The sequence below is a fragment of the Larkinella sp. genome, from assembly GCF_965227735.1.
GTDB lineage: Bacteria > Bacteroidota > Bacteroidia > Cytophagales > Spirosomataceae > Larkinella.
On record NZ_OZ245776.1, the window covers coordinates 2,151,045 to 2,175,361 of the forward strand.

General features: G+C 52.3%; 25 protein-coding genes. 9 read left to right on the forward strand and 16 right to left on the reverse strand.

The window, feature by feature from the left end; translation table 11 throughout:
- Positions 1 to 166: 166 nt before the first annotated feature.
- Both ACO064_RS08130 and ACO064_RS08135 read left to right on the forward strand, forming a co-directional pair.
- Positions 167 to 460, forward strand: a complete 294-nt coding sequence (locus ACO064_RS08130; protein WP_421826890.1) for a HesB/IscA family protein — start codon at positions 167 to 169, stop codon at positions 458 to 460.
- A gap of 82 nt (positions 461 to 542) precedes the next feature.
- Positions 543 to 4,283, forward strand: a complete 3,741-nt coding sequence (locus tag ACO064_RS08135) for a sensor histidine kinase (RefSeq protein WP_421826891.1) — start codon at positions 543 to 545, stop codon at positions 4,281 to 4,283.
- 29 nt (positions 4,284 to 4,312) lie between these two features.
- On the opposite strand, the gene ACO064_RS08140 is transcribed toward ACO064_RS08135, so the two are convergent.
- A complete protein-coding gene (locus ACO064_RS08140; RefSeq protein WP_421826892.1) occupies positions 4,313 to 4,900 on the reverse strand; it encodes an HNH endonuclease in 588 nt (195 codons plus the stop codon).
- Positions 4,901 to 5,259: 359 nt separating this feature from the next.
- Between ACO064_RS08140 and ACO064_RS08145 the strand changes: the two genes are divergently transcribed.
- Positions 5,260 to 5,622 carry a CoA-binding protein gene (locus ACO064_RS08145; protein WP_421826893.1) on the forward strand — a complete coding sequence of 121 codons (363 nt, stop codon included), beginning with the start codon at positions 5,260 to 5,262 and terminating at the stop codon, positions 5,620 to 5,622.
- A 93-nt stretch (positions 5,623 to 5,715) separates the two neighbouring features.
- On the opposite strand, the gene ACO064_RS08150 is transcribed toward ACO064_RS08145, so the two are convergent.
- The 7 genes from ACO064_RS08150 to ACO064_RS08180 form a co-directional block, all read right to left on the reverse strand.
- Positions 5,716 to 6,717 (reverse strand): 3-oxoacyl-ACP synthase III family protein, encoded by a 1,002-nt coding sequence (locus ACO064_RS08150; RefSeq protein WP_421826894.1) that lies wholly within the window; start codon positions 6,715 to 6,717, stop codon positions 5,716 to 5,718.
- A 21-nt stretch (positions 6,718 to 6,738) separates the two neighbouring features.
- Positions 6,739 to 6,990, reverse strand: a complete 252-nt coding sequence (gene purS / locus ACO064_RS08155) for a phosphoribosylformylglycinamidine synthase subunit PurS (RefSeq protein WP_114408823.1) — start codon at positions 6,988 to 6,990, stop codon at positions 6,739 to 6,741.
- A 50-nt stretch (positions 6,991 to 7,040) separates the two neighbouring features.
- Entirely contained in the window at positions 7,041 to 7,724 is a 684-nt protein-coding gene (pssA, locus tag ACO064_RS08160; protein WP_421830999.1) for a CDP-diacylglycerol--serine O-phosphatidyltransferase, read from the reverse strand.
- Positions 7,725 to 7,849: 125 nt separating this feature from the next.
- A complete protein-coding gene (locus tag ACO064_RS08165) occupies positions 7,850 to 8,839 on the reverse strand; it encodes a 2-hydroxyacid dehydrogenase (protein ID WP_421826895.1) in 990 nt (329 codons plus the stop codon).
- Between the two features lie 153 nt (positions 8,840 to 8,992).
- Complete coding sequence (locus ACO064_RS08170) at positions 8,993 to 9,844, reverse strand: aldo/keto reductase (protein WP_421826896.1); 852 nt, start codon at positions 9,842 to 9,844, stop codon at positions 8,993 to 8,995.
- 124 nt (positions 9,845 to 9,968) lie between these two features.
- A complete protein-coding gene (locus ACO064_RS08175; protein ID WP_421826897.1) occupies positions 9,969 to 10,964 on the reverse strand; it encodes an alpha/beta fold hydrolase in 996 nt (331 codons plus the stop codon).
- Entirely contained in the window at positions 10,961 to 11,545 is a 585-nt protein-coding gene (locus ACO064_RS08180) for a hypothetical protein (RefSeq protein ID WP_421826898.1), read from the reverse strand. The genes ACO064_RS08175 and ACO064_RS08180 overlap by 4 nt, the downstream gene beginning before the upstream one ends.
- A 198-nt stretch (positions 11,546 to 11,743) precedes the next feature.
- Here ACO064_RS08180 and ACO064_RS08185 point away from each other — a divergent pair, with 198 nt between their 5' ends.
- Positions 11,744 to 12,430 (forward strand): flavin reductase family protein, encoded by a 687-nt coding sequence (locus ACO064_RS08185; protein ID WP_421826899.1) that lies wholly within the window; start codon positions 11,744 to 11,746, stop codon positions 12,428 to 12,430.
- On the forward strand, positions 12,431 to 12,571 hold the full coding sequence (locus ACO064_RS08190) for a DUF2256 domain-containing protein (RefSeq protein WP_114408815.1): 141 nt from the start codon (positions 12,431 to 12,433) through the stop codon (positions 12,569 to 12,571). It abuts the gene before it with no gap.
- Between the two features lie 12 nt (positions 12,572 to 12,583).
- On the opposite strand, the gene ACO064_RS08195 is transcribed toward ACO064_RS08190, so the two are convergent.
- The 3 genes from ACO064_RS08195 to ACO064_RS08205 all read right to left on the reverse strand — a co-directional run bounded on the left by ACO064_RS08195 (position 12,584) and on the right by ACO064_RS08205 (position 14,064).
- On the reverse strand, positions 12,584 to 13,228 hold the full coding sequence (locus tag ACO064_RS08195; protein ID WP_421826900.1) for a DUF2306 domain-containing protein: 645 nt from the start codon (positions 13,226 to 13,228) through the stop codon (positions 12,584 to 12,586).
- 64 nt (positions 13,229 to 13,292) lie between these two features.
- Complete coding sequence (locus ACO064_RS08200) at positions 13,293 to 13,694, reverse strand: group III truncated hemoglobin (RefSeq protein ID WP_421826901.1); 402 nt, start codon at positions 13,692 to 13,694, stop codon at positions 13,293 to 13,295.
- A 22-nt stretch (positions 13,695 to 13,716) separates the two neighbouring features.
- Positions 13,717 to 14,064: an ArsC family reductase gene (locus ACO064_RS08205; protein WP_421826902.1), complete on the reverse strand. Its 348-nt coding sequence runs from the start codon at positions 14,062 to 14,064 to the stop codon at positions 13,717 to 13,719.
- 165 nt (positions 14,065 to 14,229) lie between these two features.
- Here ACO064_RS08205 and ACO064_RS08210 point away from each other — a divergent pair, with 165 nt between their 5' ends.
- The gene (locus ACO064_RS08210) at positions 14,230 to 15,513 is read left to right on the forward strand and encodes an alpha/beta hydrolase family protein (RefSeq protein ID WP_421826903.1); all 1,284 of its coding nucleotides are present in this window, start codon (positions 14,230 to 14,232) and stop codon (positions 15,511 to 15,513) included.
- Positions 15,514 to 15,598: 85 nt separating this feature from the next.
- On the forward strand, positions 15,599 to 17,488 hold the full coding sequence (locus ACO064_RS08215; protein WP_421826904.1) for a YgiQ family radical SAM protein: 1,890 nt from the start codon (positions 15,599 to 15,601) through the stop codon (positions 17,486 to 17,488).
- A 306-nt stretch (positions 17,489 to 17,794) separates the two neighbouring features.
- Here ACO064_RS08215 and ACO064_RS08220 read toward each other — a convergent pair whose 3' ends face one another.
- The 4 genes from ACO064_RS08220 to ACO064_RS08235 form a co-directional block, all read right to left on the reverse strand.
- The gene (locus tag ACO064_RS08220; protein WP_421826905.1) at positions 17,795 to 17,968 is read right to left on the reverse strand and encodes a DUF2264 domain-containing protein; all 174 of its coding nucleotides are present in this window, start codon (positions 17,966 to 17,968) and stop codon (positions 17,795 to 17,797) included.
- The gene (locus ACO064_RS08225) at positions 17,965 to 18,843 is read right to left on the reverse strand and encodes an IS982 family transposase (RefSeq protein WP_421826662.1); all 879 of its coding nucleotides are present in this window, start codon (positions 18,841 to 18,843) and stop codon (positions 17,965 to 17,967) included. The genes ACO064_RS08220 and ACO064_RS08225 overlap by 4 nt, the downstream gene beginning before the upstream one ends.
- 41 nt (positions 18,844 to 18,884) lie before the next feature.
- A complete protein-coding gene (locus ACO064_RS08230) occupies positions 18,885 to 20,003 on the reverse strand; it encodes a DUF2264 domain-containing protein (protein ID WP_421826906.1) in 1,119 nt (372 codons plus the stop codon).
- 265 nt (positions 20,004 to 20,268) lie between these two features.
- Positions 20,269 to 21,489, reverse strand: coding sequence for an NADP-dependent isocitrate dehydrogenase (locus ACO064_RS08235; RefSeq protein WP_421826907.1), 1,221 nt, complete (start codon positions 21,487 to 21,489; stop codon positions 20,269 to 20,271).
- A gap of 169 nt (positions 21,490 to 21,658) precedes the next feature.
- On the opposite strand from ACO064_RS08235, the gene ACO064_RS08240 reads away from it, so the two are divergent.
- Both ACO064_RS08240 and ACO064_RS08245 read left to right on the forward strand, forming a co-directional pair.
- The gene (locus ACO064_RS08240; protein ID WP_421826908.1) at positions 21,659 to 23,323 is read left to right on the forward strand and encodes an amidohydrolase; all 1,665 of its coding nucleotides are present in this window, start codon (positions 21,659 to 21,661) and stop codon (positions 23,321 to 23,323) included.
- A gap of 6 nt (positions 23,324 to 23,329) precedes the next feature.
- Positions 23,330 to 23,917: a Crp/Fnr family transcriptional regulator gene (locus ACO064_RS08245; RefSeq protein WP_421826909.1), complete on the forward strand. Its 588-nt coding sequence runs from the start codon at positions 23,330 to 23,332 to the stop codon at positions 23,915 to 23,917.
- Between the two features lie 64 nt (positions 23,918 to 23,981).
- Here the strand turns inward: ACO064_RS08245 and ACO064_RS08250 are convergent, their stop codons facing one another.
- Entirely contained in the window at positions 23,982 to 24,218 is a 237-nt protein-coding gene (locus tag ACO064_RS08250; protein WP_421826910.1) for a hypothetical protein, read from the reverse strand.
- Positions 24,219 to 24,317: the final 99 nt, after the last annotated feature.

Below are 24,317 nucleotides of genomic sequence, written 5' to 3' on the forward strand. Positions count from 1 at the left end.
CCACCGGAGCCTGTCCCGCAGGCAGCGTTGCCAGGCCGGTGGCGAAGGCCACATTCTGAAAACTGGCAATGGGTGGCTATATTGTGGGGTAAAGTTTGTAAATTTCAGTCAGCAAACGGAATTTTTACTTAGTATGTTTATTGAAAGGATTAAAAATCCGGTTCGTTTGACGCCACAAGCCATTGATCAGATTCAGGAGACGTTCCGGGCCAACAAAATCCCGGACACCTATGGTTTGCGGGTTGGCATTCGGGGCGGAGGCTGTGGGTCATCGTGGGTGCTGGGTTTCGACCAGCCCGGCCAGGCGGATGAGGTATTCGACATCGATACCATTCGGGTCATCATCGACAAAAAACACCTGCTTTACGTGCTCGGGGTTGAAGTCGGGTACGAGAATACGGAGGCCGAACGCGGTTTCACCATTCAGAAACCGGAGGAGACCGTATCCGAACCTCAGTAATCGACCTGGGGACTATGCCGGAAATTTTGGCATGATTTTGGGGTTATAGCAGGTAAGGAAAGCCTTTTCATCCATTTTTGTTGTGAGTATACTCAACAAGCATATCTTCCTGATTCTATCGATTCTGGCACTCGGGCTGTCAGTTTTCTTCTATTCCGTGCTGGAAAGGGGCGCAATCAGTGCGGCCCACGAACAGTATTTGCAGACAACCCAGGAACGGATCAAAAATGAACTGAACACCAGTTCGGAAGAACTCCAGGCCGTCGGCGAATTGCTTCGGGAGAAAGCACCACCCACCTTTGCCGGCCTGAGCCGGGAAACGAAATATCCGTATTACATCTTCCGCAACAGGCAGCTCCTCTACTGGTCCGACTACCGTTTTATCCCTGATTATCAACAACTAAAGAGCATTCTATACCCCCGGCTCATGTCGTTTCCGCAGGGCAAATACCTGGTCAGCCGGCAGTTTGTCAAACGGGGTACGGATTCGCTGGAGGTGTTTTCGCTTGTCAATGTCTACCGCCATTACCAGACTGAAAATGGTTATCTGCGCTCGGGATACAACCCGGATCTGTTTTCGCTGACACCGCAGGAAATCTCTGTGGAAAAAAGCAGCATTTACGAAAGCATGTATGACCAGACGCCAGTGTTTCTGTTTTCGGTCATTCCTCCGAAAATGGAGGGCTATCAAAACCAGACGTCACCCGTCAACACGGTCATTCTGGCCCTGTTATCGGTCTTTTTCATGGGCATCTACCTCGTTCGCCGAACCCTGAATTTACGTCGAAGTCGACATTATGGGGCGGGTTTTGTGATTCTGGCCCTGTATTTGATCGTTCTTCGGGCGGTGATGCTGTATTTTGGCGTTCCCTTTTTGTTTTTCGAAACCGATCTGTTCAATCCCGGCTATTTCGGTTCGTCGGTGGTGGCGCCTTCCCTGGGCGATCAATTGCTGAACTGCATCGTGATGGTCATTCTGGCGTTGTATCTGGCCAGCACGTTTTACCGTACCCGCTCCTACTACTGGCTTCTGCGCCAGTCGGATGGATTGAAGGCCGTCGTTTCGACGATCACGGTTGCTCTCAGCTATAGTGTCTTTTACGGATGTTTCCACGAACTGAATACCATCTACGAGAAATCCGGTTTTACGCTCGACATTACGCTCAGCCTTTCCTTTTCCAGCCTAAAAATGGCCTGCCTGCTGGTTTTTATCGGCATATCGACGGTTTTCTTTCTGCTTCAGTATGTTTTTTCCAGTCTGTTCATCCGCCTGAATCTAACCCTGTGGCGGGGCATGCTCTGGTTCCTGACAGGCACCATTCTATCGGTCTTGCTTTTCTGGCAAAGCTCCACACCAATGCCCTGGATGTTAGCGATTCAGGGGATTTATTTTATGGTGCTGTATGTGAGCCGTTTTCCGCGCGCGCTGTATTCATTCCGGTATAAAACCACCCTCTACCTGTTTTTTACGGCTTTTGTCTGTGCGTCCGTAGCGACATATGTCGTTTACAATCAAGGACTTAAAAGAGACCTTGTCAACAAACGGGAATTTGGCAAACAGTTGCTGGTCGAAAATGATGCCTTTGGCGAGTTTCTGCTCAACAAGTCACGAACTGCCATTACGCAGGATGCCGAAATTCGGCGGGTAATGATCAGTGACACCCTGCTGCTGCGCGAACGAATCCAGCAGCGGGTCAAAAATGTTCACCTGGATAAGTATTTTGAACGGTATTCGATCGATGTTATGGTTTTCAACTCGGGTAATCCGCCGGCAGAAACCAATTATCGGAATTACGCCGAGCGTTTCCGGCAGGATCACTACCGAACCCAATACCCTGGTATTTATTTCATCAACGACGCCGGTAATAACTTTATCAAGCAATACGTCCAGTTTTTCGATTTCAAACTGGGTGAAAACCGGGTGGGGCATGTTGTGCTCGATCTTAAATTAACCCGAAATCAGCCCGGACGACTGGATCCCGGCCTGCTGACTGACAAAAAATTCATTCAGGCCCCCGAAACACAAATTTACAATTACGCCATTTACAGCCCCGGAAAGCGAATGCTGTACAATTCGGGGGAATACAACTACGACCGGAAGTTGCCGGCATCCCTGCTGAGTGACAGTGTTTTGTTCGACCAGGGCCTCTCACATGAAAATTACAAACATGTCGGTTTGCAGGACGAAAGTGGCCGGATTGTCGTCATCTCATCCCGAGACTACCCGATTCGCAACCTCTTTTCCAACTTCTCCTTTCTGTATCTGGTTCTGATTCTGTATATCCTGATTCTGATCCTGATTTATTCCATCCGGTTTGGCTTCTCCCGGTTTTATATCAATTACTCGACTAAAACGCAACTCTACCTCAACGCAGCCTTCTTTTTACCGCTGGTGCTCGTTGTCGCCATTACGTTTGGCGTAATCAGTTCCAATTATGATGCGTATCAGCAAACTACCTACCTGACCAACGCCAAGAACATCAGCTCCAATTTCCGGGGCGACTGGACCAGCTTTTTGCAGGGAACAACCAGCAAAGCGTATCTCGAAGAAGAATTGAAGAAAATCACGCAGGATGACGATATCGAGATCAGTATTTTCGACAAAAACGGAACGCTGTTCTGCTCGACCCAGCCGCTGGTCTACGAAAGCGGTCATCTGTCGAAACGGATCAATCCGGAAGCGTATATCCACCTGGCTGAAGGGCAAGAAAACCAGGTTCTGCTGACCGAGTCGCTGGGAACGAAGCAATACCGCACGGCCTATGCCAGCATCAAATCCTACGACGGCGCGTTGCTGGGCATGCTGGGCGTTTCGCATTTCAATTCCGAACCCGAACTCGAACACCAGATGATCGATGTCGTTTCCACGGCACTGAGCGTGTTTACGGGTCTGTTCATGGTCTTCCTGCTCGTTTCCTACTGGGCTTCCAACGTATTGACCAAACCGCTCAAAATCATCACGCAGAAAATCCGCAAAACCAACCTCGACCGGTTTAACGAGCCGCTGGACTGGAAATCGGACGATGAAATCGGGTTGCTGATTGGCGAATACAACCGGATGCTGGTGAAACTGGAAGAGAAAAAACAGGCGCTGTCGCAAAGCGAAAAACAGTCGGCCTGGCGGGAAATGGCCAAGCAGGTTGCCCACGAAATCAAGAATCCACTGACACCGATGAAGCTGACGCTGCAGCACCTGCAGCGCACGCTGCAATCCGACAATCCGACGGCCCGGCGGGTGCTGCAACGGACGCTGGAGACGCTGCTCGACCAGATCGACAACCTGAGCGACATTGCCACGTCGTTTTCCGACTTTGCCAAGATGCCGTTGCCAAAAAATGAGCTGTTCGAGATCACCTCGGTGATCAACAAAGCCGCCGATCTGTACGCCGACGATGGAAAAATCACGCTGATTCGGGACATCTCCCCGTATCCGGTGATGGTCATGGGCGATCGGCAACTGATCGGCCGCATCCTTACCAATCTGATTATCAATAGTGTGCAATCCGTTTCGGCCGACCGAAAGCCGGTTATTAAACTACGGCTAACGGTTACCGACGATCACATCAACATTGAAATCAGTGACAACGGGGCAGGGGTTCCCGAAGCCATTCGCAGTAAAATTTTCCTGCCCAACTTCAGCACGAAGGAGGGCGGCTCCGGCCTGGGGCTGGCCATTGCCAAACGCGGGATCGAACACGCTGGCGGCAGCATCTGGTTTGAAACCGCAACCGGGGAAGGAACCACCTTTTTTATCAGTTTACCCCACATTCCGCCCATCGGTACGGGCAGCGGGCTGAAAGGCGAAAGCATCGGACTCAATTAACAACGCTGAACACCCGGCAAAAACCGCCTTTAGTTTTTCTCACCCTGAACGTCATCGTCAATCGTAACGTGCTTCCAGTTCTCACCCGAACGGATCCGGTTCAGTTGGGTGTGGGTAATCCCAAACTGCTTGGCGATCATTTTCAGGCGGTTCTTCTCATTCTTCAGTAGCTTTTTGATCATCTTCACCTTCGACTCGGTCAGTTTGTAATTCCGGGTCCGGCGCGGGATTTCGCGGTTCAGAATGTTCGGGCTGGTGCGGTTGTGCTCAATCATTTCGTCCTTCGTTACCCACTTCAGGTTCTGAAAATGATTGTTTTTTTTGTCGTGGTCGAGGTGGATGACGTACTTCTGCTCCGGGCTTTCGCGGTTCAGAAAAAGTTCGGCAATCAGCTTGTGAAAATACCGGTTGATTGTTTTTCCGCCGGTACGGATGTTGAGCGAACGATAGCCCTGAATGATCGATCCATTGATGAGCGTACCATCCTTCGGGTCGTTTTGAAAACTCTTCAGTCGGCCATAATTCGAAACTTCATAGCGGGGTGGGTTCTCAACTCCCTCAAAGTTGATCGCCACCCATTTCTCATTCCAGTAATTGCTGGTCCTTTTCTCGGGCATGTTTAGGCTAATTCGGTTAGTCATCGGGCGTGTTTGTTGAATGAACAATTAACAAAGTAGACAGGGAAGCCGGGGATAAATATGGTTGAAAATGTCAATAATTCATTGAAATAGACAAGTTGAGAACAATTTAGTCAAACTTAATCGTTCCCACAAATTTTATTTTGTTTAACATTTTTAATTTTTTGTTAAACAAATATAGGCGCATTTTTTGGCATAGCAAGTAGATCAGAAAAGTAACAATTGAGATGGAGTGGCCGGAATGGTATATACGCAACAGAGCCGGATTAGGATTTGAAATAGAAACTAAACTATCATCCTGATAGTTTTCAGGAAAGAGTCGAATAAAACAAGCAGTGATGAAAAGCAAAACATTAGTCATTGGGGCTTCCGAAAACCCGGAGCGCTATGCCAATAAGGCCGCCAATCGCCTGGTGCAGCATGGTCATGCCGTCGAATTACTCGGTCTGCGGTCGGGAACGGTTCGGGGCAATCCCATTCGGACCGGGCAACCGGAATTGAACGATATTGATACCGTTACCCTCTACGTCTCGCCCAAAAACCAGACGGGATTCTACGAATACATCAAAAAATTGAAACCCCGGCGGGTGATTTTTAATCCGGGAACGGAGAACCCCGCTTTTGAGAGGGACCTGCAACAGCAGGGCATCGAACCCATCGAAGCCTGTACGCTGGTGATGCTGGCCATTGGGCAGTATTGATCTTTTTTAGAATAGAGAGGTGAGACAAGAGAATAAAGACAAAAAGCCGTACTGTCTTTATTCTCTTGTCTCACCTCTTTATTCTACAATAATTCACCACTTTATCAGCGCGGAGGCCCAAGTGAAACCGCTGCCGAAAGCCGCCAGACAAACCACGTCGCCGGGTTGAATGCGGCCCTGTTCCCAGGCTTCGGTCAGGGCAATGGGGATGGATGCGGCCGTGGTGTTGCCATACCGCTGAATGTTGTTGTATACTTTTTCGGCGGGCAGCTTTAGTTGCTGGCGAACGTAGTCCGAAATGCGAATGTTGGCCTGGTGGGGTACCAGCAGCGAAATGTCTTCGGGGCCATAACCGTTCGCTTTTAGTGCTTCGTTGATCACTTCTGCAAACCGCACCGTGGCGTGTTTGAAAACCGCATTGCCGTTCATGACGACATCAAAACCGCCTTCGTCGACCATCTCTTTGGTGGCCGAGCGCGACGGCCGGCTGCTACCCGGATCGCGAACGTAGAGGTCTTCGGCATAGCGCCCATCCGCGTGCAGGTGGGTAGACAGAACGCGGTGTTCCGGGTCGTCGGTGGCCTGCAAAACGGCGGCTCCGGCCCCATCGCCGAAGATCACGGCCACGCCCCGGCCCTGGTTGCTTTTGTTGATCCAGGTCGATTGAATTTCGGAACCCACCACCAGCACGTTTTTGTACATGCCGGTTTTGATGAACTGGTCGGCGATGGACAGGGCATAGACAAAGCCCGAACACTGGTTGCGGATGTCGATGACGCCGATGCCCTCCAGCCCCAATTCGCGCTGCATCAGGAAGCCCGAGCCGGGGAAGAAATAATCGGGCGTGATTGTCGCAAAGACAATCAACTCAATGTCAGCCGTTTGTAAACCCGCGCGATCGATGGCCATGCGGGAAGCAGCCGCGGCCATGCTGGCGTTGGTGTCTTTTCCGTAAGTAAAATACCGCCGTTGCTCAATCCCGGTGCGTTCCCGAATCCATTCGTCCGACGTATCCATGTACTGCGTCAGATCCTGGTTCGTGACAACGTTTTCGGGGACGTAAAACCCCAGACCGGTGATGGTGGAATAGGTCATGAGAAGGGAAAGGCCGATTGACTACACACCCTGAATCGAAAACGTGTATTCTTCCATAATCAGGTTGGCAAGCAGTTGGCGGCAGGCCGTATCGACCGTTTCCTTCGCTTTTTCTTCCGACTCCGCTTCGACTTCCAGACGGATGTGTTTGCCAATCCGGACGTCTCCCACCGAATCGATGTGGAGGTTGTGCAGTCCCAGTTTTACGGCTTTGCCCTGTGGATCCAGAATTTCCTTCTGGGGCATTATGTCAATTTCAGCAACGTATTTCATGTTTGAAGAAGATAAGCAGTGCGGGAATTTAGCGGTAAAAATTCAATCCGTCACGTCTTGTTTTTAGCAAAGTATGAGATCAAAATGTATAAAGCGATCACCAGCGGTACGGCTGCGAAGTGCAAAAATAACAACAGAATTGCCGATCCGATCAGAAAACTGAATTTTATGCGGTTTTCACGCCAGCCGAAGGATTTGAATTTGAACGCCAGCAAGGGCAATTCGGCCACCATCATAAACGAAAAAACAATCAGAAGAAACAGCGTGATGGGGTTTTGCCACAGAAAAGCAAACTGCGGCTGGTAGTGGGCCATGAGCGGAAAAGCCGCAATGAAGATGGTGTTGGCCGGAACCGGCAGACCAATAAACTGATCGGACTGGCGGGTGTCGATGTTGAAATTGGCGAGTCGCAAGGCGGCTAAAACCGCAATGGTGAAGGCCAGATACGACCAGTTTCCCATCCCCAGCGACCACAGGGCCTGATAAACCAGCGTGGCCGGCAAAACGCCGAAGGTCACGACGTCGGCCAGTGAATCCAGTTCTTTCCCAAACGGCCCCGACACATGAACCAGCCGGGCCACAAAACCGTCGCCAAAATCGAGCACACCGGCCAGCAGGATGAGCCAGGCTGCCGTGTCGGAATGGCCGCGCAGGGTCATCACCAAACCAATGCATCCGCACAGCAGGTTGCCGCAGGTCATGGCATTAGGCAGGTGGCGAAGCAATTTCGTAATGGATGTGATGGCTAAGTGAAACACGCTCGTCCGAAAACGATGGTGTAAAGCTACACGAGAGAGTTGTCAACTCAAATTCTGGCCGAAAGAAAAACGAATCTGTGTGTGCGGTTTTCCGAAACCGGTCACATCGACAGCTTGCTGATGCCTTCCTGCCGACTATTCTGGTAGAACGAAATCTGGAGGATCAGCCGGTGGGCAATCTGCTGCAGTGCTTCCTCGGTCAGAAATCCCTGGTGGGCCGTCAGCAACACCCTTGGGTGCGTCCGCAAGCGGTTGAGCAGGTCGTCGGTGATGGGCTGACCGGAAAAATCCCGGTGAAACCACTTCTTCTCATTCGCATACACGTCAGCCGCATACCCGGCCAACGCGTTGGCATCCAGCGCATCCAGCACCGCTGCGGTATCGACCAGCCCACCCCGGCTGGAGTTGACCACAATGGCCGTCGGTTTCAGTTGCGACAAAGCCGGTGCGTTCAGAAGTTGCCGGGTTTGGGCGTTCAGGGGACAATGCAGTGAGATCACGTCGGATTCGGCCAGGAGCGTTGGCAGGGCAACGTAACGGACGCCCGCGTTGAGCAGCGGCTGATGAGGTTTGATATCGAACGCGAGCACCCGACAACCAAACCCCAGCATGATCTGGCAAAAAGACTGTCCAATATGCCCCGTACCGATCACACCGACGGTTTTTCCGTGTAAATCCTGGCCCGTCAGTCCATTGATGGAAAAATTGCCCTGCTGAACCCGTTCGTATGCCTGCGGAATGTGCCGAACCAGTCCCATCAGCAACGCAACGGCGTGTTCGGCGACGGAATAGGGCGAATAGCCCGGCACGTGTAAAACCGTGATGCCCAGTTCGTCAGCGGCTTCCAGATCGACGTTGTCCAGCCCCACGCAACGCATGGCAACCAACTGAATGCCCAGCGACCGGAGCGATTCCAGAACCGGTTTGCTCAAATCATCTTCCACGAACGCACAAACCGCTTCGTAACCGCTGGCCAGGTGACAGGTTTGTTCGGTCAGAATCTCGTCGATAAACGTGATGGTGTGGTGCGCCTGGTACCGGATAAACCAGTCCCGTTCGTAAGCGGCAGTGCTGAAAAAAGCAATTTTCATAACTCGTGGATTTTATGCAAAAGTACGGTAATTAGCGTGGATGCCGCATGACTTTCCTCATTTCGACGAATGACCCTGATTGCCAAAATCCCCGGGTAGTGGAAAAAACCGTTAGCTGGTAGACGCTGAAAACGCACTCAGACGGGCTGCGATTTATTCCGATAAAGCCGCGAAATCATCGTCCGACAACACAATCTGGTCGGCAGCAAGATTCTCATTCAGGTGATCGAGCGAGCTGGTGCCGGGAATCAGCAGGATGTTGGATGAGCGTTTCAGTAACCACGCCAGGGCGATTTGCGCCGTGGTGGCCTCGTGTTTCTCCGCGATTTCCCGGATTTTGGCGGCCAGTTTCTTCGGCCCGGACGCCAGGGGATACCAGGGAATGAACGCCATGCCGCGCTGAATGGTGTAATCCAGAACGGCTTCCCACCTCCGGTTGCCGAGGTTATACAGGTTTTGGACCGACACGATTGGCAGCATCTTTTCGGCCCGTTCAATCTCCCTGATGCCCACTTCGGACAAACCGACATGGCGAATTTTTCCCGCCTGAACGGCTTCTACGACCGGCCCGAGGGTTTCTTCAACCGGGATGTCGGGGTCAAACCGGTGGAGCTGCCAAAGGTCGATGCGCTCCAGTTTCAGCCGCTGCAGGCTGCCGTCAATCGCCTGCCGGATGTGATCCGGATCGCCGTTGATCACCCACTGATTGGGGCCGGTTCGGTCAAAACCGCCTTTGGTGGCAATGATCAGTCCTTGCTGATACGGATGCAGGGCATCGGCAATCAGTTTTTCATTGGTATGCGGGCCGTACGAATCCGCCGTATCGATAAAATTCACGCCCGACTCCACGGCTTTTTGCAAAACCGCCTTTGCCGTTTCCCGATTTGGTGCATCGCCCCACACCCCAAAACCGGTCAGTTGCATTCCGCCGTAGCCCAAGCGGTTGATTTCCAGATCGCCCCCAATTTTGAAGGTCGATGCTGCTTGTTCTGTTGTGTTGCTCATGGTATGGTTTGTTGATTCATTCCACCACAACACAAGATCGATCCGGTTCGCGTTCCAATTCGGGGCGAAAATTAGCCTGTGAACCTTCCAACCAAACGACAAAACCGGGCGTCCGGGCGACTTTTTACCTGACAAATTTCAACACTTCGGCCACAAACCGGTCGGTTTCCGATATAAATGGTTCATGGTACGACTGATCGAACGTCACAAACGTCGGCGCGGTTTTGGTCAGCAACTCCCGGGTTTCGTAGCCAATTTCGATGGGAACCACGCCATCTTTTTTGCCCCAGAACAAGGCCACCGGAATCTGGATGTTCTTCAATCCTGCGCTCCGGTCATATCCCCGGATGGTCGTTTCGCCGTATTCGGTATAGGCTTTTGGATGCGAGAATTGGGCCAGAGCGGTGTTGGGTGAGGCAAATAAATAATTGATTACAAACTTCGTATCGTCGTAAATCGAAACCGGATTACCGTCCAGGTCGAGCATTCGTTTGTAGAGTTCGGGCCACTCGTAGGTTCCCAGATTCTCGGCGGTGATAGGCCGGGCCTGAACGTACTGCTCGATGGCGGTATTTTTTTGCAGCCGCGCTTCACGCAACACCCACTCCCGCATCTGCACCAGCCAGCGGTAGGTCGAAAACGTCCCGTTAACCGCGATCAAGCCACTGACCAGCTTCTGGTTGTCATTCGTCGTCAGAAATTGCCACGCCAGTTCCACGCCGAAACTATGCGCCACCAGATAAATTCGGGTATTGGGATATTGTTCTTTCAAAAGCTTCACAACGTAATACGCATCTTCGCCGAACTGCTCATACGTCAACGTTTTCACATCCACTTTCCCCGACGACGACCCGGCAATCCGCTGGTCCCAATAGGCCACAGCCACATCGTTTTCCAGCCCTTTGAGGTAATGCCGGTAACACATGGCGCAGTCGCCGGGACCGCCGTGCAAAAACAGAACCAGTTTGTTCGACGCCAGATTGCCGCGCACCCAGATGGGCATATCCGCGCCTTTGTGCCGTAAATAGAGCGTTCGGTCGGTCGTCGTTTCGTCGTCTTTTTCGCAGGCAACGAGCGAAACCGCCATGAATAGAAACAGGTATTTATAGATCGTTTTCATTTGTTTTTCAAGGGTTTGCGAATACCACATTCGATTCCAAAGCGCATCAAAGTTGATGCGTTGTAGGGCCGTTGCTGCATCAGGTTCAGCTTGGCATACCAGGCGAGTGAGCGGTTTTTCCGAATCGACAAATCGCGTCCGAAACCGACCGAAACCGTTGGCAGATAAGCCCCGCGACCGGCCATTTTGACCCGCCGAAAGCCGCCGTTTTCGTCGACCTCGAAGGTTTTTCCCGCCAGAAAATACCGGAAATAGGCGTTGGAAAGCCCGACTTCAAAGGTGCCGCCCCGCCGACCCGTCCGCTGGTAGGCCAGTTCGGGCGAAAGGATGAGGCCCACGTGGTTGTCGGGGTGATTGTAGACCGCCAGTCCGGGTGTCAGCAGAAATTCTTTCCGCGCCGAATTGCGGGTTTTGATGCGGGAAATGAGTGGGTATTCGTAGGCCACTTTCAGCCCGTAGTGGGTGACGGTTTCGCCGAAATAGGCCACCCGCAGTTGCTGGGCGCGGGCTTCCGGGCCGGGCAAGCCCGCGAAAACCGCCAGAAGCAGGAACCCGGTTCTGGTGTAATGTTTCATGTTCATGGTATGGTGTTGTTTATCAGGCTGTAAAGTTCGCTGATTGACTGCGAATGGAAGGTGTCAGAAGATGCAAAAAACCGATCAGAAGGCGACAGGTTTCCAGATTAATCAAGTAGATTTTAAGCCAGGCTCAAGATTTACTTGGTTAATGACTTTTGAATATGTTAGAAATTCGCCACAATGGGGATCAACTAACGCCAAATGCGTTCTACATTTGTTAGCTACCTTACAACCGTGAACATCATGCACCTGACCAAAGCAGACCTTGAAACCACCGAGCGAATCAAACGTCTGAACATCATCAACTCCGTTACCGGCATCAAACCGGCCAACCTCATCGGATCGGTTTCGAACGAAGGGCAATCCAATCTGGCCATTTTTAGTTCGGTGATTCATTTGGGAAGCAATCCCGCCCTGCTGGGGTTCATCCTGCGGCCCGACCGGGAAGCGGGGCAGCATACCTACGAAAACATTCTGGAAACCGGTTTTTACACCATCAACCACGTTCACGAATCGTTTGCGGAACAGGCCCATTATACCTCCGCAAAATTCAAACGCGACGAGTCGGAGTTTGACAAATGCCGCTTGACGGAAGAGTACCTTTCCGGTTTTAAAGCGCCTTTTGTCAGAGAAAGCAAGTTGAAACTGGGCCTGAAGTTTTTGCAGGGCATTCCGATTGAAGCCAACAACACAATGCTGATCATCGGCGAAATCGAGCATCTGATCGTGCCGGACGAAGCCGTCGATGCGCAGGGACATATTGACCTGAGCCACGTGGACGATGTGGGTATTTCGGGCTTGAACAGCTATTATAAACTGGCAAAAATCGCCCAGTTTCCGTATGCCCGCCCGCAGTCGCTGCCCAATTTCGCCGGAGAAACTGACTAGATGAAAAAGCAGGATTTGCCCACAAAAATCTGCGTGGTTTGTGGAAGGCCGTTTAGCTGGCGAAAAAAATGGGAAACCGTCTGGAGCGAGGTGAAATATTGCAGTGAACGCTGTCGGCGAAACAAAAATACCGGATTATAGGACGTTGCTCATTTAGCCATTCCAGACCACACCGGCGGTATTGGCCCGATTTCTTCGCGATAGCCACCACTCCACCAAAACCAGATTTGGCACCCAGCATAACCAGGCAACAATGGGATACGCCATCGAAAACGGCAGGTGAAAAACCGCCAGTTCGACGGGTAAAATGATTCGGAGTGTTACCGCCGATAATGTGGCCGCATAACTGCGGAACATCCATTCCTGATGACGGCGAATCTGGCCCTGACGAATCGCCCGGTAGGCCCGGAACGTCGTGTAAAACCAGGCGATGGCCAACCCGGCAAACCCCACAGCCGCCACCCAGCCCGTGCTGGCAAACCAGGCTGCACAGAATGCGGCCACGCTCGCTACCAGGATGCTGAACACGTAGAGTTTCCCCAGTCGCCGGTGTAACCCGACCCGGCGCTGGCGCAGTTGGCGGGAAAATTGAAACGGCCCCAGACTCAACGCAACAGCACCCAAACCCACATGGGTGAAGAAGACCGTTCGCCAGAACAGGTTGCTCACCGGCTTGCTGGTGAGAAAACCGGGTTGGTAGCCCGGCAGAAAATAGGCCAGGGCATAGAGTGCCACGCCAAAAATCAGGAAATACCCTAACCCGGTGGTGACCTTGCTGAAGAGCGTTTTCAGGCGCATCGTGTTTTATTGCTGGTTCAGGCGGGTAGAATTGCTGGTTCAGATTTGTAATCTCGACCAGCGATCAGCCGCCCATATGCGAATCGTTGTTGATGTACTCGAATTTATGATTCCAGACCAGCGCAATCTGCGTAGCGCGCTGGCGGGTTAGCTCGGCATTGGTTCCCTCAAAATGTTCCGTGAGCGTTTCCGAAAACAGCATCAACCACCGTTCAAAATGGTCGAGCGTCAGCGTATGTTGCTGATTGATGAGCAAATGGGGCCGAAACGGATGGCCGTGGTAGGCGTCGTTACCCAGAATAATGTTTTCCCAGAACGCGTACATTTTGGGTAAATGCTTCGCCCAGTCGACGTGGGCGACATCGGTAAAAATGGGGCCGATGAAGTCGTCGGCCTGTACTCTCTCATAAAATGAATCCACCAAAAACCGGATGGCTTCCGGCGAATCCAGCGTTCGTTTGCTCATCAACTCCCGGTTTTATACGTTACTACGCTGAGAACACATTTTCGTAGACTTCCGGTTTAAACCCGAGCGCAATAATCTGATTTTCTGTTTCGATTAGCGGCCGGCGAATCACCGACGGTTTATCGATCATCAGCGCAATGGCGTCTTCCATTCGGGTCGGTTTTTCAGCATCCGGCAGTTTTTTCCAGGTTGTTCCGGCGCGGTTCACCAGTTCTTCCCACGGCTTTTGCGTCAGCCAGTGTTCAATCGTTTTCCGGTCGATGCCCTGTTTTTTGTAGTCGTGAAACTGGTACGCAATACCGTGTTCAGCCAGCCAGACGCGGGCTTTTTTCACGGTATCGCAATTCGGAATGGCGTAGAGAATATACATGAATGGCGTTTTGTTGACCCGCAAAAGTAGCGAATTTGCGGGTTGGAATCAGCGGTTTTTGCAGAGTAGTTTGGCTCCGGGTTTCTCTTTCAGTAGAAGCTCATCCAGCCACCGCGACGGGGCTTCCCCGCACAGAAACGATTCCGTACAAACCAACTTGTTACCTTGAAAAATCTGCTCCTCGTTCTGTTGCTGGGCGTCAGCCTTCTGACCCACGCTCAGCCAGCCACCGACGCCTTTCTACCCGGTGACCTCCTGCCCGACGCCCCGGAGCTGGCTCCGCGCGGCCCCCACGCCGTCGGTGTTCGAACCTTGAAACTCATTCACACGGCCCAGGTCGATGTACTGCATACCAAAGAAGGCAAAAGTTCGCTCTATGATCGGCCACTAACGGTTGAAGTGTGGTATCCCGCCAAACTACCGGCGGGGAAACCGCAACTCGTCACCTACGAAGACGCTCTGGGCCGCGCAAACGACCCCAAACGTCCGCTGGTGCCGTTTACGTTTGGCGGCCGGGCCTTGCGCGAAGCCGATCCCGATCCGGCCGGTGGCACCTATCCGCTGGTGATTGTGTCGCACGGGTATCCGGGTTCGCGGCTGTTGCTGACGTATCTGACGGAGAATCTGGCATCCAAAGGTTACGTCGTCGTGTCCATCGGCCACACTGAATCGACGTACCAGGATCTGAGCGGTTTTCCGAGCACCCTGCTGAACCGCTCACTCGACGACCTGTTTGTGCTGAACGAAATGGCGCGGCTCAGTGCCAAAAATTCCAACAGTTTTCTGAGCGGTTTGGTCAATACCGACAACACCGCCCTGATCGGCTACTCGATGGGGGGCTACGGCGCGCTCAACGTGATGGGTGCCGGGTATAGCGCGCAGGCCGTCAAATTCTTCGGTCAGTTGGCGGGGGGCAGCACGGCCCTGCAAACCCGCACCCTGAGCGATCCCGGCTACAAAGCCACGATTGATCCGCGCATCAAAGCCACGGTGGCGTTTGCGCCCTGGGGCATGGAACGGGGCGTTTGGGACGCCGAAGGGCTGGCGGGTCTGACCGGGCCGACGCTGTTTGTGGCTGGCAGCAAAGACGACGTTTCGGGCTATGAAAAAGGCATCAAAGCCATTTACGACGGTGCCGTCAATGCCGACCGGTATTTGCTGACCTACGTCAACGCCCGGCACAACGTGGCCCCCAATCCGCCCCCGGCCGCTACGCTGAAACCCGGCCAGCCGCTCGACGATTACCAGCATTTTTCGGAACCCGCCTGGAACGAACGCCGGATCAACAACATCAACCAGCATTTTGTCACCGCTTTTCTGGGCATTCACCTCAAGAAACTTGATTATGCAAAGTACCTGAACCTGCCGGAAACCTCCGAAACCGAACCGTGGGCGGGTTTTAAACCCCGGACGTCGGTGGGGCTGGAAATGCGGCACGCCAAGCCGTAAGACCGTTGCAATCCACGATAGATTAGGGCTTTGAATGAATTATTTCGTAATTTCGATGGTTCTGAGATAGCTAATTCACGTGCTCATGATTGAAAGACCCCTGACAGACTGGTTGCCTCTAACGATGAAAGAAGTCGAAAAAAGAGGCTGGGATGAAGTTGATATTGTGCTTGTTTCAGGGGATGCTTACGTAGACCATCCGGCTTTTGGAACCGCCGTGATTGGCCGCATCATGGAAAGTGAGGGCTTTCGGGTCGCCATCATTGCCCAACCCAACTGGAAAGACGACCTGCGCGATTTCCGGAAGTTTGGCAAACCCAAATACTTCTTTGGCGTTACGGCAGGTTGTATGGATTCGATGGTCAACCACTACACGGCCAACAAGCGCCTGCGCTCCAACGATTCCTATACGCCCGGCGGTGAAGCGGGTTTCCGGCCCGACTATGCCACCATTGTCTATACCAAAATCCTGAAAGAAATTTACCCCGATGTGCCGGTTTTGCTCGGCGGCATCGAGGCTTCGCTGCGTCGGGTAACCCATTACGACTACTGGCAGGACAAGCTGATGCCGTCGATTCTGGTGGATGCCGGGGCCGATATGCTGGTGTACGGCATGGGCGAGCAACCCCTCCGCGAAATCCTGAAACTGGCGCGACAGGGCGTGCCGTTTTCTTCGATGCGGAACATCAATCAGGTGGCTTTTCTGCACGATGCCAGCACCGAACTACGCGATTACAATGAGTGGAGTTCGGTTGAACTGGCAAGCCACGAGGTCTGTCTGGAAGATAAAATCAAGTATGCGGCCAACTTCAAAATTGTGGAGGTGGAGTCGAACAAGTGGCAGGCCAACCGGATTCTTCAGAAAGTCGGCGACCAGATTCTGGTGATCAACCCGCCGTTCAAGACGATGGAGGAAGCCGAAATCGACCAGTCGTTCGATTTACCCTACACCCGTCTGCCGCACCCGAAATACAAAAAACGGGGGCCGATTCCGTCCTACGAAATGATCAAGTTCTCGGTGAACATGCACCGGGGCTGTTTTGGCGGCTGTAGTTTCTGCACCATCTCGGCGCACCAGGGTAAGTTCGTTGCTTCCCGGAGCGAGAAATCGGTTTTGAAAGAAGTCGAAGAAATTACGAAGCATCCCGAGTTCAAAGGCTACATCTCGGATCTGGGCGGCCCATCAGCCAATATGTACAAGATGAAAGGCAAAGACGAGTCGATCTGCGCCCGGTGCCAGAGCCCGAGTTGCATTCACCCGGTGATTTGCTCGAACCTCGATACCTCGCACAAGCCGATGACGGAGTTGTATCGCAAAGTCGACGCCCACCCGGCCATCAAAAAGGCGTTTGTGGGTTCGGGCGTGCGCTACGATTTGCTGGTCGATGATTTCAATAAAAACAACGCCGACGGCAACCACGACGAATACATGGAGCAACTCGTTACGCGCCACGTGTCGGGTCGGTTGAAGGTCGCGCCCGAGCACACGTCCGACGATACGCTGCGGGTAATGCGGAAACCGTCGTTCAAGTACTTCAGGCTCTTCAAGGAGAAATACGACAAGATTCAGGAAAAATTTAACCTCAAGCAGCCGCTGATTCCGTACTTCATTTCGTCGCACCCCGGTTGTGAAGAGCAGGATATGGCCAACCTGGCGGCCGAAACCAAAGACCTTGGCTTCCAGCTCGAACAGGTGCAGGACTTTACGCCCACGCCGATGACAGTGGCCGAAGTGATCTATTACTCCGGCGTTCATCCCTACACGCTGAAACCGGTGAAAACCGCGAAAACCCGGGAGGAAAAGAAGAACCAGAATAACTATTTCTTCTGGTACAAACCGGAATATAAAAACTGGATTCGCGACCGGCTGACCAAGCTCAACCGCCCGGATTTGCTCGAACGGCTTTTGGGAAGTGCCAAAAAAGAAAGCACCAACCGATACAAGGGAAATTACAACGGCCGGAAGCGGAAGTAAAGCGGTTTGCCTGCTATAGCCTATTCGTCGGTTAATCCAAAAAGCCGACCTAGCCTAAAGGTGATTTTTGCAGCGGTTTCATTAATTCGATCACCATTTTACCCCGAAGGGGTTTTCTGTCAATAGCTACGCAGGACCAGCCCGTGGGGTAAGCCCCGGGAGGGGCGGCCTCAAACACCGAAATAGCCATTAGAACGCCCCTTCTGGGGCTGAAATGACAAAGAATAAGAAGTCTCTATTGACAGAAAACCCCTCCGGGGTAAGCCTGACCATCGGTTTTCTGCTAAAAACCTTGCCTTAAATGGGTTACCGCAAATCCACGCTATGATCATTGGGGAAATCTTCGCCACTCCAGATGCGCTGTGAACTCCATTTGACCGGTGCATCGGCCCAGAACGGGTCGGAATCGGGCAAACCGAGCGGCAGGAAAAGGGCGGTGCAGAGGTACGGACTGCCCTGATTATTATAAATGCGAATCAAGAGATGAAAGCCATCATGTACAGCCCTGCGGCCAGCCTACCCAGACAGTGCAGTAGCAACCCTTTCTGAGAACGAACTTTGGAAGCCGTTTGGATGTGAGTTTTTTCAATTAGCCAATTAAAGAACGATTCCACCGGCTGACGGATCGAACTGACATAACTCGAATAAAGCTGGTCGGCGGCATCCAGCCGTTTTTGACCCTTTTTAAGTTTAATGGGCGTCACCATTTCGACCTGCTGCTGACAAAGCTGCGCTTGCAAAGGGGCCGAAGCATAGATTTTGTCTCCGACCAGGATCCGTTGCTCTACATAGGGCAACGTGGTCTGTTTGAGAACCGTCAGGTCATTGGCCGATGCGGGAGTAAAGTAAAAATGCTCCGGCAAAGGAATCGTCTCCCGGCGATCAAAGCCCACAAAGTGCAGTTTAAGGCCGTGGTAGTACAGCTTTTTAGTCGCGCAGAATCCTTTATCGGCCCAGTCCCGAGCTACTTTAGCTTGATAAGGCCGTTTGGAGACAATGATCGGCAGGGAATCGACCAGGCTAATGTGGTGATGACAAGGTCGGGTCTGCAACTGATGAACTAGCTCATCGATCAATACCTCGAATTGCCAGCTCACTTGATTGAGTCGGTAGTTGAAGGCTTGATAAGAGGGTAGTTTAGGAAACCAATCCAGCCAGTGATCCACGATGTAATCATAACTCTGTCGCATGGTGTAGCGTTGTTTAAGCAGCCCAAACAGATAAATCGTTATCAGTTCCTGGTCAGTAAAATCGGGTTGTCGATTATTACTTTGCCGTTGGAAATGTAAGCACAAGTGCCTATCATAGCACCGGCAAACGTAGTCGTAGAGAGCAATAAGTTGTAGTTGTAGCATTCTACAAACTTACATCTCAGACTGCGTTTGTCCATTTTAGTCTAATTCAACTCTTGATTCGCATTATAAACGTCGGCAATGTCCGGCTGTGATCCATACAGGCCGAGCGTCAGCCAGCCATTGCGATACGTCGAAGGACTCTCCAGCGTTTTTGTCAAAACCGCCGTCAGGGCACCGCGAACCTGCGCCGGTTTGAGTTGTTCGGGCAGGGCTTTGCGCCAGGCCATGTCTGCCAGGTGATGAAAAGCCGCACCCCGGTAAATGATCGAACGGCCCGTCGCGGGAAAGGTACCATCTGTATTGATCAATCGCTCCTGAATCACGGCATAGCGTTCATTGCGCTTCTTTATTTTCAGCGTCATGTCTTTGTATGACCCATTTTTTCCGTTGATGATCCCGGTAATCGCAGCCAGATAGGGCTGCATGACGTAGCTGTTGTAGTAGTCGAACGCAAAGTGCGTCCCGTCAGAATACATCCCATCCCCCACATACCACTGCTCCAGTTGTTGGAGGGCATAATCGACGCGCATGGGGTCCCACTCGTAGCCGTACTTGCAAAAAAAGGCTTCGGTCATCGCCGAAAACAGCAGCCAGTTCGAAAAACCGGGGCGATACCGGCGGGTCGTTTTAAATCCGTTGACCAGGCAGTTTCGGGTGGTTGTATCCAGGTTTTCCCACAGCCAGGGTGCCCTTACGAACGCAAAAGCCAGAAACGAAGCATCGACCAGTTGCTGGGCGGCCACATCAAACCGCATATAATCCTTCTTTGTCGAATCCAGCGCGTTCGACAGCCCTTTCAGCGTCCACTGCCGGTATTGGTTGCGCAGCGCCACCTCTTCCGCCGTTCCGCCTTCCCCTTGCAGCCAGGGCGCGATGCCGCTCAACACCCGCCCCAGCACTTCCAGATACTGCACCTGAATCCGCTGCGCCTTGTTGTCGACCCGTTGGGAGGTGATCTGGGGCATCACGATACGGAGGCTGTCGTGCGCCAGACTCCGCAAAACCGGGCGAACCATTTTATCCATTTCGGCCAGCCAGCGCTGACGATCACTCAGCAATGGGGCTTTTTTAACAGCGGTTTTTTTCTGCGTAAAACCGGGATTGGCCAGCGTCGCCAGCAGCAGCCACAGAACCAGAGAGGTAGCGGTGTTTCTTTTCATACGGTTTGGCGGGTTTAGGGCACTCTGCGGGTTGAATTTGGCGAAAAATACAAAAAAACACCTGCAAGGTTTTTGAAACCTCACAGGTGTTTTGCTCAGGACGTTTTTATATAGGACTTACGTCTGATAATTCTTTATACTTTCGCTTTTGCCCCTAAATCCCCTAAAGGGCGGTCGGCCGCTGCCGGACTTATAGCATCCGAGTTAAGCTGCGTCCAAGTCCCCTTTAGGGGATTTAGGGGCAAAAGCGAAAGTCCTACTATAATTAACCCAGTTTCACTTTCAGATTCTGATCCAGTGCTTCCAGGAAATCTTCGGTATTGAGGTAGTGTTCGCCAGCGACGAGTTTGGTGCCACTCGGGAAAGCCGACAACGCCAGATCTTTCGTCATTTTTCCGCTCTCCACGGTTTCGACACACACTTCTTCCAGCGCCAGGCTGAAGTCGATCAGCGCCTGGTTGCCGTCCAGTTTACCCCGGAAAGCCAGACCGCGCGTCCACGCAAAAATCGAGGCAATCGGGTTGGTCGAAGTCGGGTTGCCTTTCTGGTGTTCGCGGTAGTGGCGCGTCACCGTGCCGTGGGCCGCTTCGGCTTCCATCGTTTTGCCATCGGGCGTCACCAGCACGGACGTCATCAAACCGAGTGAACCGAAACCCTGGGCTACGGTATCCGACTGAACGTCGCCGTCGTAATTTTTACACGCCCAGACAAAGTTACCTTCCCATTTCAGGGCCGATGCCACCATGTCATCGATCAGGCGATGTTCGTAGTGAACGCCTTTCGCCTTGAATTCGGCTTCGTAAATTTCCTGGAAAATATCCTTGAAACGACCGTCGTATTTTTTCAGGATCGTGTTTTTGGTCGACAGGTACAGCGGCCAGTTTTTCTGCAACGCCATGTTGAAACACGCATGGGCAAAACCCCGGATGGATTCGTCCACGTTGTACATGCCCATGGCCACACCCGGCCCCTGGAATTTGTACACTTCGTATTCCTGCACGGTGCCGTCTTCGCCTTCGAACTTCATCGTCAGCTTGCCTTTGCCCGGTACCAGAAAATCCGTCGCCCGGTATTGGTCACCGAAAGCGTGCCGACCAACGATGATCGGGGCCGTCCAGTTGGTAACCAGACGCGGCACGTTTTTGATTACGATGGGTTCGCGGAAAACCGTACCGTCCAGAATGTTCCGAATGGTGCCGTTCGGCGATTTCCACATTTGTTTCAGATTGAATTCTTTGACACGGTCTTCGTCGGGCGTGATGGTGGCGCATTTGATACCGACACCGTATTCTTTGATGGCATTGGCGGCATCGATCGTCACCTGGTCGTTGGTCTCATCGCGGTATTCTACACCCAGATCGTAGTATTTAATGTCAACATCGATGTAGGGTAGGATGAGTTTGTCTTTGATAAACTTCCAGATAATTCGGGTCATTTCGTCACCATCCAGTTCGACAACCGGATTTGCCACTTTAATTTTCTCCATTTGTTTTCTATCAATCAAGTGAAACGATACAGGAAATCAGCCGCAAAGGTAACAATTCTGCCAATACCGGGAAATGAAAGTTAACGAACAAAATAGAACGCACTTATGCATTTATGCCGTATATTTAAACGCTTTATCGACTAATCTTCAAATAAAATTTGGCTATTCCATGAAAAACTTTACAAAAATCTTTTTTTTGCTTCTGGTGACGCCCGCGTTACTTTTAGCACAATCGAAAAAAGCCAAGGCTCCCGACAAACTGGAGCGCCTGAAACAGGAAGCCGTCGCCGACATCGACAAGCGGAAAGACCAGGCGCAGCAAATCAACGACATGCTTTTCAGCTTTTCGGAACTGGGTTTTCAGGAAGACGAAACCTTCAAGTACCTGACGACTTTGCTCGAAAAAGAAGGCTTTAAGGTACAGAAAGGCATTGCCAACATGCCGACGGCCTGGATTGCGACCTGGGGAAGCGGCAAACCCGTCATCGCCATCGGTTCCGACGTCGACTGCATTCCGAAAGCCAGCCAGAAACCGGGCGTGGCCTACCACGATCCGCTGGTCGAAGGTGCACCGGGTCACGGCGAAGGCCACAACTCCGGTCAGGCCCTGAACATCGTTGCGGCCCTGGCCGTCAAGCAACTGATGGAACGGGAGAAAATACCGGGGACGCTGATGCTCTGGCCGGGAGTGGCCGAGGAGCTGGTGGGTGCCAAAGCCTTCTACGTTCGCGACGGTTATTTCAAGGATGTGGATGCCTGCATTTTTACGCACGTTGGCAACAACCTCGGCGTGTCGCACGGCGATGCGGGTAACAATGGGATCGTGTCGGTAAAATTTACGTTTGAAGGACAGGCGGCTCACGCAGCCGGTGCGCCCTGGCGGGGCAAAAGTGCGCTGGATGCTGTTGAACTCATGAACATCGGCTGGAACTTCCGGCGCGAACACCTCGAACTGACCCAACGGTCGCACTACGTCATTTCCGACGGTGGTGACCAGCCCAACGTGGTGCCCTCAAAAGCCGCCGTCTGGTATTATTTCCGCGAGCGGTCATACCCCAAAATCAAGAAACTTTACGAAACCGGCGTTAAAATTGCGGAAGGTGCGGCCTTGATGACGGATACCAAGTTCACGTACGAAATTCTGGGTTCGGCCTGGCCGGGGCACTTCAACAAACCGATTGCGGAAGCCATGGACGCCAACATCCGGAAAGTAGGCTTGCCGGTTTGGTCGGAGGAAGACCAGATGCTGGCCAAAGCCTCGCAGAAAGAATTGCAGGCGCCCAAAGTGGAAGGGCTGGCGATGAAACTGGACAGCATGAAATCGCCCTCGGCACCAACCGCCATGATGGGCGGCCAGATGATGACCTCGATGGGGGGCGGTTCTGACGACATTGCCGACATCGCGTGGTCGCTGCCGACGGTTGTGTTGCGGTATCCGTCCAACATTCCGGGCTTGCCGGGCCACCACTGGTCGAACGCCATTTCGATGGCCACGCCGATTGCCCACAAAGGCGTCGTAGCGGGTGCTAAAGCGGAAGCCATGACGTTGCTGGACATGTTGCTGAAGCCCGAAATCATCAAAAATGCGTGGGACTACTACACCAAAGAACAGACCAAAGAAATCAAATACACGCCCCTCATTTCACCGAAAGAATACCCGGCGGTGTATCTGAACAAGGAGATCATGACGAAATTCAAGCCGGAATTGAAGAAATACTACTACGATCCGACCAAATACAAAACCTACCTGGAGCAGTTGGGCATCAAATACCCGACCCTGCGCGACGACCAGCGAGCGGAATTGATGAAGGAAAAAGAATCGAAAGGAAAGTAACCGGCAATGACGGAAATCGATTTACTGGGTTATGCCCTGAACCAGTTTGCGGGAATGGACGAGGAAGCCTTCGCCTTGTCCATTCCCTATTGGCAAAAGAAACACTACCGGAAAGGCGAGTTTTACAATGAGTACAAGAATGTCTGCAAACACCTCGGTTTTATTCTGGACGGCGTTTTCAGGACGTATTATGTGAATGAGGAAACCGCTGAAGAAAAGAACGTTTTCTTTTTTACGCAGAACCAGATCGTCGTTTCCTACAAGAGTTTTGTCAACCAGACGCCCTGCAATTATTACACGGAGTCGATGGTCGATTCCACCATTCTGTACATTCACATCAACCACATCAACCAGCTCTACGCGCAATCGCAACCGTGGGAGCATTTTGGAAGGCTGGTGGCCGAGCGGGCGTTTAATCTGGCGATGGAGCGGGCGGAAGATTTTCTGTTTAAAACCCCGGAACAACGGTATGTGGAACTGATTGAACAGCATCCGGATCTTTACAACGCGATTCCGCTCTACCACATTTCGTCGTACCTCGGGATTCAGGGACCGTCGCTGAGCCGCATCCGAAAAAGAATGGTCGGGCGCTGACAACGGGGTAATTCACCAATCAGCTTTCAAAAAAATTCGTATAAATCACTGATTCGGAATCGATTCAGTGCGTATTGGAAATCAGTGCGCGGGTTTTTATGCGGGACACATGGGACGCATCCGGGTCAGGAATAAAGTAATCGTGTTCGTCGACCCATTCCGCCGATTGAACAATACCGGCCGTTATGCCCAGCCCGGCCGCAATCAGGCCGCCAAGAATACTCCAGATACCACTACCAGCGATAGAAGCCAGAACGAAAAAGAGGGCCAGGGCGGCCAGAGCAAGGGTTGATTTTCTCATGGCAATAAGCAAGGTTGGTGGTGTGAATGTCCGTCTCTCGGCTTTCTATAAGGTTGGACGAAGGAAGTTGGAAGAAGTCACCTATTCCGGTAAAAAATT

Coding starts and splice junctions, on each gene's coding strand:
- ACO064_RS08240 (WP_421826908.1), top strand. CDS start 21,659: ATGAAAAACTTTACAAAAATCTTTTTTTTGCTTCTGGTGACGCCCGCG.
- ACO064_RS08250 (WP_421826910.1), bottom strand. CDS start 24,218: ATGAGAAAATCAACCCTTGCTCTGGCCGCCCTGGCCCTCTTTTTCGTT.
- ACO064_RS08175 (WP_421826897.1), bottom strand. CDS start 10,964: ATGAAAACGATCTATAAATACCTGTTTCTATTCATGGCGGTTTCGCTC.
- ACO064_RS08170 (WP_421826896.1), bottom strand. CDS start 9,844: ATGAGCAACACAACAGAACAAGCAGCATCGACCTTCAAAATTGGGGGC.
- purS (WP_114408823.1), bottom strand. CDS start 6,990: ATGAAATACGTTGCTGAAATTGACATAATGCCCCAGAAGGAAATTCTG.
- ACO064_RS08205 (WP_421826902.1), bottom strand. CDS start 14,064: ATGTATATTCTCTACGCCATTCCGAATTGCGATACCGTGAAAAAAGCC.
- ACO064_RS08165 (WP_421826895.1), bottom strand. CDS start 8,839: ATGAAAATTGCTTTTTTCAGCACTGCCGCTTACGAACGGGACTGGTTT.
- ACO064_RS08225 (WP_421826662.1), bottom strand. CDS start 18,843: ATGCTACAACTACAACTTATTGCTCTCTACGACTACGTTTGCCGGTGC.
- ACO064_RS08180 (WP_421826898.1), bottom strand. CDS start 11,545: ATGAACATGAAACATTACACCAGAACCGGGTTCCTGCTTCTGGCGGTT.
- ACO064_RS08190 (WP_114408815.1), top strand. CDS start 12,431: ATGAAAAAGCAGGATTTGCCCACAAAAATCTGCGTGGTTTGTGGAAGG.
- ACO064_RS08150 (WP_421826894.1), bottom strand. CDS start 6,717: ATGACCTATTCCACCATCACCGGTCTGGGGTTTTACGTCCCCGAAAAC.
- ACO064_RS08140 (WP_421826892.1), bottom strand. CDS start 4,900: ATGCCCGAGAAAAGGACCAGCAATTACTGGAATGAGAAATGGGTGGCG.
- ACO064_RS08230 (WP_421826906.1), bottom strand. CDS start 20,003: ATGAAAAGAAACACCGCTACCTCTCTGGTTCTGTGGCTGCTGCTGGCG.
- ACO064_RS08185 (WP_421826899.1), top strand. CDS start 11,744: ATGCGTTCTACATTTGTTAGCTACCTTACAACCGTGAACATCATGCAC.
- ACO064_RS08235 (WP_421826907.1), bottom strand. CDS start 21,489: ATGGAGAAAATTAAAGTGGCAAATCCGGTTGTCGAACTGGATGGTGAC.
- ACO064_RS08200 (WP_421826901.1), bottom strand. CDS start 13,694: ATGAGCAAACGAACGCTGGATTCGCCGGAAGCCATCCGGTTTTTGGTG.
- ACO064_RS08245 (WP_421826909.1), top strand. CDS start 23,330: ATGACGGAAATCGATTTACTGGGTTATGCCCTGAACCAGTTTGCGGGA.
- ACO064_RS08145 (WP_421826893.1), top strand. CDS start 5,260: ATGAAAAGCAAAACATTAGTCATTGGGGCTTCCGAAAACCCGGAGCGC.
- ACO064_RS08215 (WP_421826904.1), top strand. CDS start 15,599: ATGATTGAAAGACCCCTGACAGACTGGTTGCCTCTAACGATGAAAGAA.
- ACO064_RS08195 (WP_421826900.1), bottom strand. CDS start 13,228: ATGCGCCTGAAAACGCTCTTCAGCAAGGTCACCACCGGGTTAGGGTAT.